General features: G+C 55.1%; 9 protein-coding genes and 1 pseudogene. 4 read left to right on the top strand and 6 right to left on the bottom strand.

Annotated elements, in window-relative coordinates:
• The first annotated feature begins 139 nt into the window (after nt 1–139).
• Entirely contained in the window at nt 140–2,191 is a 2,052-nt protein-coding gene (locus ACUN9Y_RS08285) for a hypothetical protein (RefSeq protein WP_445460218.1), read from the top strand.
• Between the two features lie 60 nt (nt 2,192–2,251).
• Here the strand turns inward: ACUN9Y_RS08285 and ACUN9Y_RS08280 are convergent, their stop codons facing one another.
• From ACUN9Y_RS08280 to ACUN9Y_RS08270, 3 genes are all read right to left on the bottom strand, one after another.
• Entirely contained in the window at nt 2,252–3,193 is a 942-nt protein-coding gene (locus ACUN9Y_RS08280) for a formylglycine-generating enzyme family protein (protein WP_445460217.1), read from the bottom strand.
• Nucleotides 3,194–3,723: 530 nt separating this feature from the next.
• On the bottom strand, nt 3,724–4,653 hold the full coding sequence (locus tag ACUN9Y_RS08275) for a formylglycine-generating enzyme family protein (RefSeq protein ID WP_445460216.1): 930 nt from the start codon (nt 4,651–4,653) through the stop codon (nt 3,724–3,726).
• A 170-nt stretch (nt 4,654–4,823) separates the two neighbouring features.
• Entirely contained in the window at nt 4,824–5,822 is a 999-nt protein-coding gene (locus ACUN9Y_RS08270) for a formylglycine-generating enzyme family protein (protein ID WP_445460215.1), read from the bottom strand.
• Nucleotides 5,823–6,385: 563 nt separating this feature from the next.
• Between ACUN9Y_RS08270 and ACUN9Y_RS08265 the strand changes: the two genes are divergently transcribed.
• Nucleotides 6,386–6,553, top strand: a complete 168-nt coding sequence (locus tag ACUN9Y_RS08265) for a hypothetical protein (RefSeq protein WP_445460214.1) — start codon at nt 6,386–6,388, stop codon at nt 6,551–6,553.
• A 65-nt stretch (nt 6,554–6,618) separates the two neighbouring features.
• Here ACUN9Y_RS08265 and ACUN9Y_RS08260 read toward each other — a convergent pair whose 3' ends face one another.
• Nucleotides 6,619–7,554, bottom strand: coding sequence for a formylglycine-generating enzyme family protein (locus ACUN9Y_RS08260; protein WP_445460213.1), 936 nt, complete (start codon nt 7,552–7,554; stop codon nt 6,619–6,621).
• 187 nt (nt 7,555–7,741) lie between these two features.
• Between ACUN9Y_RS08260 and ACUN9Y_RS08255 the strand changes: the two are divergent.
• Together ACUN9Y_RS08255 and ACUN9Y_RS08250 are read left to right on the top strand one after the other, a co-directional pair.
• Nucleotides 7,742–8,102, top strand: a pseudogene (locus ACUN9Y_RS08255) (IS481 family transposase); the annotation flags it as partial.
• A complete protein-coding gene (locus ACUN9Y_RS08250; RefSeq protein ID WP_445460212.1) occupies nt 8,086–8,460 on the top strand; it encodes a carbohydrate porin in 375 nt (124 codons plus the stop codon). The pseudogene ACUN9Y_RS08255 and the gene ACUN9Y_RS08250, both read left to right, overlap by 17 nt.
• Here ACUN9Y_RS08250 and ACUN9Y_RS08245 read toward each other — a convergent pair.
• Complete coding sequence (locus ACUN9Y_RS08245; protein WP_445460211.1) at nt 8,413–8,787, bottom strand: DOPA 4,5-dioxygenase family protein; 375 nt, start codon at nt 8,785–8,787, stop codon at nt 8,413–8,415. The genes ACUN9Y_RS08250 and ACUN9Y_RS08245 overlap by 48 nt on opposite strands.
• Before the next feature lie 201 nt (nt 8,788–8,988).
• The gene (betT, locus tag ACUN9Y_RS08240; RefSeq protein WP_445460210.1) at nt 8,989–11,040 is read right to left on the bottom strand and encodes a choline BCCT transporter BetT; all 2,052 of its coding nucleotides are present in this window, start codon (nt 11,038–11,040) and stop codon (nt 8,989–8,991) included.
• Nucleotides 11,041–11,800 lie beyond the last annotated feature (760 nt).

Genomic DNA, 11,800 nt, shown 5'->3' with positions numbered 1-11,800 from the left:
TGACATGACGGATGGTGTCGGCCAGACCACTCTTGCGCCTAGAGGGCCCGACGTGCACGTCGGAGAGTCTCCACTGCTGTTCTACGCCGTGGGCAGGGACAAACTCATTGCAGTACCAAGGGAAAGCGCTGGGGTCTGCATGGAAGAGTTCCGTTTGATGGAAACGGTCGTGGAAAACTATTTGCAGGCGGTCGAGGAGCTCGCACAGCACCAGAGCAACTACGCCGCCCTGATGTCGTCTGACCGTACGCTTGGCCAACCGTATCTAAGAGCGAAGGAGTCACTGGAAAGAGACATTCGGTCATTACAACATCGGGTCGAAAACACCAACCTGGAGCTCAAGAGCACCATCGAGCCCCTGACCGATTTCAGCAGTCAGACCAACAAGGTGATGGAGCTGATCCCCATTCGAAGGGGAGGCTCAAGGACAGAGCATTTCCGCCTGGCTTACGCACGTTCACACATTCTCAGCGTCGTGTCCGAGGAGATCCCGCTCCCCGATGGCGGTGCCCAGGGTGCTCCTGGGGGAAGCGTACTGACCAATGGGAGGGTCGACTGGGACAAACTCCATCGACAGATGACGAATGTTCGGGGCGAAGCCAAGATAAAGATCGACTTCCCGTGGTTTGATGATTGGCTGAAGGCGGAAAAGGAGTCAGTCGACTTATTCAAGTGGTCAGCGGAAATCAACAGGAATCTGGAAGCGAAGCATGCCGTCGTAGTGGGCGAGGAGCACGACCCCGATAGTTACAAAGTTGAGCTTTCCGCTGAGGCTCAGTTGATGCGCTGGACCTACGGCGCGAGTGGCCTGAGCGGAGAATTCAATCCATTTGAAGGAAAGGCGACGGTAAAGGCCGATGGCAAGGCCGAACTGGTACTGGCAGAAGCCAAGGGTGCCATCGACTACTACACGCCAGCGGGTGGCCTGATGCTGGCCTGCGAACTGCCAGGGCAAGACCAGATATTCGACCTTGGCATGGTGAGGTCCCACGCCTTTCTTGCCGTTGCCGGCGGAGTAGGAGCAAGCGTCGCTGCTGAACTTAACCTGAACGTAGAAATGAAATCCGGCAGGCTAAGCGCCAATGGAATCGAAGGCGGGCTCGTTCAATTTGGCCTTCCCGGAGAGCAACGAGCCATCATTCGCCAGAACAGTGACGGCGCAACGGACAGCACCGAAGCGAAAATAGGAATGGCAGCCTTTGCTGGCGGTGAAGCCGAAGTCACCGTGGGAGTACAGCTGGAGTGGAAGAGCCCCGAAGCAGGCCATAAGTTTAAGCCATTTGCCAAGACTGCGCCGGGAGGGGCTGCTGTTGCAGGTATCGGCATGGGTGCAGAATTTTCTGTCAGCTACCGGAACGGAAAGTTCCGAATCGCTGCGAAAGTAGGCCTCTGTTTTGGCTTAGGGGCAAAAGGAAAGATTGATTTTGAAGTTGATGCCGGGTTGGTGATGGAGTTTGCCAAGTGGGTGTATTACCAGTTGAAGAATATAAATTATAAGAGGCTTTTTTTTATTGATGCGGAGGCGTATGTTGCTTTGTCAAACATAGTCCTTCTTTCAATTGGCTATGGGGAGGAGATGGAGGAGTTTATGTATGATGGTGTTGGTGCTATTTCTGCGACGACAGAGAAAATGTGGACGTCGTTAGTAAGTTCGTATGATGACGCTGAAATTCGCAGCGAGTTAGCCGAGAGAATTAATGAAATCCCGAATTTGCTAGCCATCACATCCCCCGATTCAAAAGGAGGGATTGTTTACTGGCTGATGCAAGTTAACTATTTCGATAGATTTCATCCCGGAAATCGAGATTGGGGAGTGCTTTTTGACGACTTTACTTTATTTGGAAGAATGGTGGAGAGGAAAGAGGCAATTATGGTTGTGTTTTCCCTTGTCCAGTCTAAAGGTGAGTATGATAACGTTATGCAGAGAGTTACTGTTAGTGTCGGATCTAAGATAGAACCTGAAGAGGGTGAACGTCGCGTTTTGGAGTTTTTAGCGTTAGGCGAAGTGGGAGGGAATGTTCTGTCTAGCAACTATCCTGAGAGGCTTCGGGAATTGCGTGATAATCTAAAGCCCGTAGCTTCTGTAGGGAGCGAGGTCGTGAGAAATGGTACTCGAGGTTACTTTAATCAAAGCTCCGTCAATGAGGAGTTTTATAGGCCTTGCGAAAATCCGACCGAATGCGTTGTTTGACGTATTTCATGTGAGGTTTATGTTTTTCTAATATTGTTTTTTTAATTTGAGGCCTGTTTTTTAATTCGTGGCGCAGCGGAAAGTACTGTCATATGAAGGTTCCTTTGTAAGTGCCGGATTAGGTTGAGTAATAGACAGGTTAGGGTAAGCTATTCTTCTATTGATTGTAAGTTTTGCACGCCCTGTTTCCCCAAATGAGGATCCCCGGCGAACTTTAAATTCTCCAGCGTCAGGGCCCTTAGGGTTTTTCTTTGGAGAGTGGTTGTAGTAGTTTTCATCATACCAGTCACTTACCCATTCAAAGCCATTAGTTCCCATTTGGTACGTTCCAAGCGGATTGGATGGGTATAGTGCAATAGTGTGCGGCGATATTATTTCGTTGGCAGGCGTGCTTTCCCTGACTTCGTCCAGCGTGGGGAAGTTTCGGCCTCGCTCCAATAACCCATCATTCGTTGCAAATGGGTAGAAGCCACCTCGCGAGCGAGCGGCATATTCCCATTGAGCTTCTGTCGGTAGGGCGAAAGAAACTCCCGTCTGCTCGGCTAGCCATTGGCAATAATCACGCGCCTGATACCAATCTACCCCTGCGGGGACATCTGGTGCGCGATACTTCCCATCGAAGCCTTCGGTATTGATTTTTTCCCTCCCCGTTGCCTCCGAATAAATATCATAATCCGCATAAGAGACTTGATGCGCTGCGATGGAATAGCTGTCGAGCGTCACCGTATGCAAAGGTTTGTTGTCGGTGTCGGTGGTATAGGGTAGCCCTTCGGCCTTCGGGTCGATAGGACCGAAATCTCCCATCTCGAAGCTACCGCCCTCGACAAAGACCATATTGTCCATGGTCTTCTGGATCAGCGCCTCGACGGCTTGCTGGTTGGCCGGCTCATTTACATCCGGCGCCTGGTTGGACTCGCTATCATCGCACGCCGTCAGGGCCAATGCCACAACGCTGACTATGCCGGCAGAGCTTCTAGACATCACCGTGGTTCTCCATTCCATTGGATCGCTCATCTAGCTTGATATTACCACATGATAGTGGTCAGGAAACCATTTCCCTGATCCTCTTTTTGTGAGTCGACATGTCGAGAACTCGCTTTAGGGTGTTGGCAAACCGTGGTGATCTTGTCTGGTGGGTGGTTGTGCTTTAGGGAGGTCTCAAGTTTCGGTAGATGATGGTGTGATCCCCCCTTGGTTCCTGCACACCATACGCAGTGAACACGTTAGATCTATGGTGCAAGTGGACTGGATGGGGAGGTGGATTGATTTAATGGAAAGGCGGAGATGAAGGCCGATAACAAGGTCAGTAGACGTAAAAAATCTGTTTCGACTGGTTGTTAGGAAATGCGTAAATACCTCGATGGCAGGGTGATAGAAAAGTCATCAGTTGGAATATCGGTTGTTAATGATTATGCGTTTTCATGATGTTTCCAATGCGAAAGGAGTAGTCGCTATAATCGGCCTTGTGAAAACCAAACTCAGTGCATTGTTTTTGGCGGTGAGTTTGGTCAAGCGTGAAGTTTCTCTAAGATTCAGGTCTCGGGAGTAGTGATACATCGAAATGTATGGCTTCGCCTCGCCCCGTTTTCTAACTCTCCTGAGGGGGATGATATAGATGCATCTGGAAAAGATTGTCTCCGGTTGATAACTAACTTTGCTCTGCCGGTTTCGCCAAAAGATGACCCCCTTTTCACTTTCATCTCACCTGACTCTGGACCTGTTGGGTTACGTTCCGGTGACGATGAGTAATAATCCTCAGCATACCAATCACTGACCCACTCGAAGCCATTTAGTCCCATCTGGTAAACCCCGGCTGGGTTGGGAGGATACACTCCAATGGTGGAAGGTGAAAAAAGATCTCCCGCTGGGGTACTCTCTTTTATTTCCTCTCTGGTTGGGTAGTTTCTCCCTCTCTCGATTAAGCCATTATCGGTGGCAAACGGAAAAAACTGCCCTCGTGAGCGCGCTGCATATTCCCACTGTGCCTCCGTTGGCAGGGAAAATGGCAGCCCAGATTGATCCGCCAGCCACTGGCAGTAGTCGCGTGCCTGATACCAGTCGACTCCCGCAGGGACATTGGGAGCTCGATAGTCTTTCTCAATGCCGGCAGTATTGATCCTTTCTTGACCTGTTGCCTCCGAATAAACGTCATAATCCGCGTAGGAAACTTGATAGGCTGCGATGGAATAGCTATCCAGGTTTACCGTATGCAAAGGTTTGTTGTCGGTGTCGGTGGTATAGGGTAGCCCTTCGGCCTTCGGGTCGATAGGACCAAAATCGCCCATCTCGAAGCTACCGCCCTCGACAAAGACCATATTGTCCATGGTCTTCTGGATCAGCGCCTCGACGGCTTGCTGGTTGGCCGGCTCATTTACATCCGGCGCCTGGCTGGACTCGCTATCATCGCAAGCCGTCAGGGCCAATGCCACAACGCTGACTATGCCGGCAGAACTTCTAGACATTATCGTGGTTCTCCGTTCCATGGATCGCTCATCTAGCTTGATGTTACCACGAGGTAGTGGTCGGGAACCTATTCCCTTGACCCTCTGTGAGTCGATATGTCGAGAACTCTCTTTAGGGTGTTGGCAAACCGTGGTGATCTTGTCTGGTGGGTGGTTGTGCTTTAGGGAGGTTACAAGTTTTTCTGATCAATTTCTTGAGTTTGCTGAGGTTTCTGAAGAGGGGAGTCAAGGTTCACAGCACAACGCGACGTATGATTCATGTAGGGACCGTTCATTATTTCTCCGTTTGGAAGGACCGCCGAGGCGTCTGGAAGAGAACTCCTTCTATTGACAACGAGCTTTGCTCGTGCACGCTCCCCATAAGATGCTCCTCGTTCCACCCGTTCCTCACCAGATGGAGGGCCTTTTGGGTTGTGCTCAGGAGAATTCTGATAATAGTTATCGTCATACCAGTCGCTGACCCATTCGAAACCATTAAGCCCCATTTGATACACCCCAAGTGGGTTGGGAGGATATAGGCCTATCGTATGTGGTGACGATATGCGATTGGCAGGCGTGCTTTCCCTGACTTCGTCCAGTGTGGGAAAATTCCGTCCTTGTTCCAACAAACCATCATTCGTTGCAAATGGGTAGAAGCCACCTCGCGAGCGAGCGGCATATTCCCATTGAGCTTCTGTCGGTAGGGCGAAAGGAAATCCTGTCTGCTTGGCTAGCCATTGGCAATAATCACGCGCCTGATACCAATCTACACCTGCGGGGACATCTGGTGCGCGATACTTCCCATCGAAGCCTTCGGTATTGATTTTTTCTCTCCCCGTTGCCTCCGAATAAACATCGTAATCCGCATAAGAGACTTGATAGGCTGCGATGGAATAGCTGTCGAGCGTTACCGTATGCAAAGGTTTGTTGTCGGTGTCGGTGGTATAGGGTAGCCCTTCGGCCTTCGGGTCGATAGGGCCGAAATCGCCCATCTCGAAGCTACCGCCCTCGACAAAGACCATATTGTCCATGGTCTTCTGGATCAACGCCTCGACGGCTTGCTGGTTGGCCGGCTCATTTACATCCGGCGCCTGGCTGGACTCGCTATCATCGCAAGCCGTCAGGGCCAATGCCACAACGCTGACTATGCCGGCAGAACTTCTAGACATCACCGTGGTTCTCCATTCCATGGATCGCTCATCTAGCTTGATGTTATCACGAGGCAGTTGAAGGGGATCGGATGTTCAATTGGCGAAAGAGCGCTGTCCATTGATTGCTGCCAGGAGCCTTCTTCGTCAGTTCGTCTGAGGGTGTTCAACTCTCTGGTTCAGCCTGGACATCAAGCTGCATAAGCAAGCGATGTCGGTACCCAACGTGCTTGCCGGGATCTAGGCCGCTCCTGCCCCCGGATACGGCCCTGGCAGAGCGCTTTGGGGGCGGCAATATGACCACCCGCTGGTGGCGACGTCGAGACGACGTATATGATCGCCCTTACATGCCTACACCGGTATTATAAGTTCGTAAAGGGGGACACTTTTCTTGGGTAAATTTTACTGACGTTGACATTGCATTATCAATATGGCCCCGGTCAAGGCACCAAGAGGTGTTGGCAGATAACGAGAAGTGCTTTATTGATCGCTCTACATCGGGTAGCGAACGCAAGCTAACAGGGAAGAAACTCTGCCACAAAACCTGGGAATAGCCTCATATGGAATGCCGATTCATCCGCCCGGGGCAGCCCTAGGCCAACAGGATGATCGAGCGTTTCAACGGCCGCATCAGCGATGTGATGGCGACTCGGCGGTATAAATCCATGGAGGGGTCTGAGCAAATGTTCAAGTGCTACTGTTGGCTCTGCGATCACGGCATCCAGCAAAAATCACTACACCGTCAGCCACCGATTGCGGCGATGAAAAACTGAAAAAAGATACCTTGAAATTCTTCTCCGACGAGTCAGTAATGATACATGACTAACCACTTAACCACTTAGATAGGATCTTTCATCTGTAAGGCGCATCTTGCAGTACTTGTCCGATAAGAACCTTGATATTCCTCTCCTCTTGGATTCGTGTGAATGAGATTTGGGTTGGATTTTCTCCGGTTGATAACGAGCATCGCTCTACCACCTTCAGAAAAAGGAGCTCCTCGCTCTACTTTATGCTCACCACTGACAGGGCCAGTTGGGTTTTCTTCAGGTGAAATGCTATAGTAATTTTCATCATACCAGTCACTGACCCACTCGAGACCATTTAGCCCCATCTGATACACCCCGAGGGAATTGGATGGATAAAGCCCTATGGTGTGAGGGCCTGTCTGTCCGGAAGGTGTACTGGATTTTATCTCCTCTCGCGTAGGAAAATTTTCGCCTGGCTTCATATAGCTTCCATCTTCCGTGCCAAAGGGATAAAACTGCCCTCGTGAGCGCGCTGCATATTCCCACTGTGCCTCCGTTGGCAGGGAAAATGGCAGCCCAGATTGATCCGCCAGCCACTGGCAGTAGTCACGTGCCTGATACCAGTCGACTCCCGCAGGGACATTGGGAGCTCGATAGTCTTTCTCAATGCCGGAAATATTGATCCTTTCTTGGCCTGTTGCCTCCGAATAAACATCGTAATCCGCATAGGAAACTTGATAGGCTGCGATGGAATAGCTGTCGAGCGTTACCGTATGCAGATACTTATTGTCCATGTGTGGGCTGTAAGGTAGCCCTTCAGCCTTCGGGTCGATAGGGCCGAAATCGCCCATCTCGAAGCTACCGCCCTCGACAAAGACCATATTGTCCATGGTCTTCTGGATCAACGCCTCGACGGCTTGCTGGTTGGCCGGTTCATTTACATCCGGCGCCTGGCTGGACTCGCTATCATCGCAAGCCGTCAGGGCCAATGCCACAACGCTGACTATGCCGGCAGAACTTCTAGACATTATCGTGGTTCTCCATTCCATGGATCGCTCATCTAGCTGGATGTTATCACGAGGCAGTTGAAGGGGATCGGATGTTCAATTGGCGAAAGGGGACTATCTGTGGATTGTTGCCAGAAGCCTTTTTCGTCAGTTCGTCCGAGGGTGTGCAACACTCTGGTTCAGCCTGGACATCAAGCTGCATTAGCAAATGACGTCGGTACCCAACGTGCTTGCCGAGATCCAGGCCGCTCCTGCCCCCGGATACGGCACTGGCGGAGCGCTTTGGGGGCATCGATATGGCCATTCGCCGGTGGCGACACCAAGACTCCGTATATGAGCGTGCTCACAGGCGTCATAACCTCCTGGCCACCCTCGACAGGGAGTAGCAAAAGTGCTGCCTTGCACCGGATGCTAAAAAGACGTCGGGGCTGCCGACGCTTGCTGAAAAGGCACGCCAGGACCAAGAGGACAACGAGCAGGCTGCCAAGGCTTTTTGGGACTACGAACCAGGCGGCCTGCACATCGACATCAAGTACCTTCCGCAGATGTCCGATGAGACCCAACGTCGAGATGCGGTACGAGGTCAGCTATCAGTACATGAACCTGGATCGTGAGGATCTTGGCAATGCCGCTTCCGGCGGTTATACCCGCTTCGCCATCGCACCGACGTTCAAACCGATGGTGGGTGGGTTCGGCAAGCGTCCCGAGATTCGCTGCTTTGTCGCTTGCAGCGACTGGGACGACGAGTTGAATGACGATAGCGCCGGCGATGACTTCGGCAGCGATGGTTTCACGGGCTCCGAGTGGGGCTTCGGGGTTCAGACCGAGATATGGTTCTACGTGTGCGGGCTGGGAGTTGCGTTGTTGAAGCAGGATGCCCTAGTCGCTGGCGAAGACGCTGAGGTTCAGTGGATGGCTCTCGCCTAGCCATATCACTCCCTGGGTGTGGTCGAAGAGGTCGTCGTCCGTGCCGAGATGGACGAAGACATCGAGGTCGCCACGGTTCATGGCCAGCCATGGCACGATGTCGGCGAAGGTCTCGGGAGAGAAGGACAGCTGACAACTCCACATCGGGTGAGGCCCTACCGGTCGCTCGTGAAAGCGGCCGACGCGAACGTCGAAGCGCTTGGCGCAGGCGCCGGCCAGGGCTTCGGCCTTGGCTAGCCCCTCGGTATCGCCGTAGTACAGGTGGGCGTGGTAGTAGCGGATGTCATCGCTTGACCGCAACGGGGTGCGTGGGGATGAGGGAGCCATCGGGCGTTTTCTCCAGGGCAGACTGTCATGAGGCCGACTGTCATGAGACCGACTGTCATGAGACCGACTGTCATGAGACCGACTGTCATGAAGAGTGCCTCGTTGGCTTGGCCTGCTGCAATACGGGGCGCGAAAAAAGCGGCGACCCTCGGGCCGCCGCTTTCAGTCGAGAGACCTCTCCGCACCGGCGGTGCCGGGTACTCAGCCTTGGGTGGCACCTTCGGGCGGCTCGCCGATGGAGCCCGGCATGGCGTGGGTCACGCTGCCGTCTGCTCGAGTCACGGCGAGAAACTGCAGGTGGCGCTCGTATTCGCCGAGTACGTCGTCGATCACCTGACCTCGGCTGTAGCCGTTGAGGTTCTGGCCGAGGCTGCCTTCGGCGAGGTGCACGTCCAGGCGCAGGTAGTAGTCGTCGTCCACTGGCAGAAAGCTTGGCGTGCGCATGCGATGCGGGCGTACCTGATAGACGAAGCTCGGCATTTCGTTGAAGTCCACCTGCAGGGTCAGGCGTGGCAGCGGCTCGCCTTCGACCTGCGCTTCGCTGAGGCTCGCACTCTGGCCCCGCTGGGTAAGCTCCAGGACGAACTGCTTCAGGCCGGGACGCAGGGCGTGCTCGATGGTTGCGCCGGCGCCTGCACGGTTGGAGGTGTCGAGGGCACGGTCGAGCCGCTCGCGCCAGTTGCCACCTTCGCCGCTGGCGGCGACCAGCTTGCGGGCGTCGGCCTTGTCCGTCTCCATGCGCAGGGCCCGGGTGAGCCCGACCATGATGGCGAACATCACCAGCGAGAAGGGCAGGGCGGTGATCACCACGGCGCTTTGCAGGGCATCGAGGCCGTTGGCCATCAGCAGGGCGATGGTGATCAGTCCGATCACCGCGGCCCAGAAGATGCGCAGGCGAATCGGTGCGTCGTGGTTCACGTCGCGCAGGATCGAGGTGAAGTTAGCCAGCACCAGGGCGCCGGAGTCCGCCGAGGTGACGAAGAACACCACACCGAGCAGGGTGACAACCGAGGCGGTGATATCGATGTACGGGTACTGTTCGAGGAAGGTGTAGATTGTGGACTGCGGCGTGTTCAGCGCCTGTTCGCCGAGCACGGCGAGTCCGTCGTTGGCGACCATGTCGATGCCGGCGTTACCGAAGATCGACATCCAGGCCATCATGAAGCCGAGCGGAATCAAGAGCGCGCCCATGGCGAACTGACGGATGGTGCGGCCGCGCGAAATACGCGCCAGGAACAGGCCGACGAAGGGGGTCCAGGCGATCCACCAGCCCCAGAAGAAGATCGTCCACCAGCCCTTCCACTGCTGGGCATCATCGCCGGCGAAGGCGTAGGTATCGAAGCTTTTGGACACGAAGCCAGAGAAGTAATCGCCGATGTTCAACACCAGGGCGTTGAGCAGGTTGAGCGTGTGCCCTTCGAACAGCACGAACAGCAGCAGGCCGGCTGCCAGCAGCATGTTGAACTCCGACAGCCGGCGGATGCCCTTCTCGACACCGGTGACCACCGAGACGGTGGCGAGGATCACGACGATGACGATCAGAACGATCTGGGTCGCCAGGCTCTCGGGGATGTCGAACATGAAGTTGAGACCGTAGTTCAACTGGATGACGCCGATGCCGAGGCTGGTGGCGATGCCGAACACGGTGGAAATGACCGCCGTGATGTCCACGGCGTTGCCGATCGGCCCATAGATGCGCTTGCCGAGCAGCGGATAAAGCGCGCTGCGAATCGCCAGGGGCAGGCGATGGCGATAGCTGAAGTAGGCCAGAGCCATGCCCATCAGCACGTACATGCCCCAGCCGGTCAGGCCCCAATGGAGGAACGTCTGGGGCACGGCCTGACGCAGGGCCGCGGCGCTTTCCGGCGCCATATCCGGTGGCGCCAGGTAGTGCGAGAGTGGCTCGGCGACACAGAAGAACAGCAGGTCGATGCCGATGCCCGCGGCGAAGAGCATCGAGGCCCAGGATAACAACGAGAACTCTGGCCGCGAGTGGTCGGGCCCAAGGCGAATGTTGCCCACGCGCGAGAAGCTGATCGCCAGCACAAAGACCAGATAGGCGACCGCGGCGAGCATGTAGTACCAGCCGAAGGTGTCGTTGACCCAGGCCAGGCCGGCGTCGAACAAGGCGCCAGCCTGCTTGGTGAAGGTCATGGTGGCAATCAGAAAGATCGCGATGCCGATGACCGAACCGTGAAACACGGCCGGATTGAGGCGATCGCGGGATGATGGCGCATCTTCGCTATGTGACATGCACGAGCTCCCGTGTGGTTGAAGTGAGAACGCGAGTCGCCGAATCACCACCTGGCTTGGCGAGGCATGAAGGCGCCGGGGCTGACCCGAAGGGCCAGCGGCTCATGCCCTGCGAAGCGCAAGCAGGGAGTCTGGTGTCACCGGTGCGCGCTCCTGGCGCTGCCTGTCGAGTTCCTTTACACACAGCCTTATTTTAATTGTCTGAATGATTAAAATAAGGCTGGTGGACGTTGCCCGGTGGTCGTTCCGATACCGGGCGGGCGATTGCGGTGCGGCGCATCTCGTCGTGCTCCACGCGAATCACCGTGGTGATCCTCGTGCTGTCTCGTCAGGGTGATGAGACAGAATTTTATTGATTGAACGTTCAATAAAATACAGTTCTGAGGCGAGGGGTTCAACCCCGAATTCCGGCGATGGACGTATGCCGTGTCGTGTGCGGGGCGAGTGCAGGGCTGAGTGAAGGGGCGAGTACGGGTCGAGTGCGGGTCGAGTGCGGGTCGAGTGAAGCGTCGAGTGCAGGGCTGAGTGAAGGGCTGAGTGAAGGGGCGAGTGAGGGGCGAGCCGATGGTGTCGAGAGTGGCGTGGACCGAGGTGCGTTGTCGCCGCGGCAGCTGTGGCGGTCCGGCCGAGATCGCTGATATCGGGTCCCGCCTGGCACCCGCCCGACGCAGATCGGGCATGCGAGGCATCGTGGGTGAACGTAGAAAGGTGCGGGCACCTGCGCCAAGCCGCAGGCGGTCGTTCGCCAGGCGTGGCGGGG

This window comes from Halomonas sp. V046 (assembly GCF_052645355.1).
This window is presented reverse-complemented; position numbering and strand designations above follow the sequence as displayed.

What these genes read in the sequence shown, in the direction of transcription:
- ACUN9Y_RS08260 (WP_445460213.1), bottom strand. Translation starts at nt 7,554, where the DNA reads ATGTCTAGAAGTTCTGCCGGCATAGTCAGCGTTGTGGCATTGGCCCTG.
- betT (WP_445460210.1), bottom strand. Translation starts at nt 11,040, where the DNA reads ATGTCACATAGCGAAGATGCGCCATCATCCCGCGATCGCCTCAATCCG.
- ACUN9Y_RS08265 (WP_445460214.1), top strand. Translation starts at nt 6,386, where the DNA reads ATGATCGAGCGTTTCAACGGCCGCATCAGCGATGTGATGGCGACTCGG.
- ACUN9Y_RS08245 (WP_445460211.1), bottom strand. Translation starts at nt 8,787, where the DNA reads ATGGCTCCCTCATCCCCACGCACCCCGTTGCGGTCAAGCGATGACATC.
- ACUN9Y_RS08270 (WP_445460215.1), bottom strand. Translation starts at nt 5,822, where the DNA reads ATGGAATGGAGAACCACGGTGATGTCTAGAAGTTCTGCCGGCATAGTC.
- ACUN9Y_RS08275 (WP_445460216.1), bottom strand. Translation starts at nt 4,653, where the DNA reads ATGTCTAGAAGTTCTGCCGGCATAGTCAGCGTTGTGGCATTGGCCCTG.
- ACUN9Y_RS08250 (WP_445460212.1), top strand. Translation starts at nt 8,086, where the DNA reads ATGAGACCCAACGTCGAGATGCGGTACGAGGTCAGCTATCAGTACATG.
- ACUN9Y_RS08285 (WP_445460218.1), top strand. Translation starts at nt 140, where the DNA reads ATGGAAGAGTTCCGTTTGATGGAAACGGTCGTGGAAAACTATTTGCAG.
- ACUN9Y_RS08280 (WP_445460217.1), bottom strand. Translation starts at nt 3,193, where the DNA reads ATGGAATGGAGAACCACGGTGATGTCTAGAAGCTCTGCCGGCATAGTC.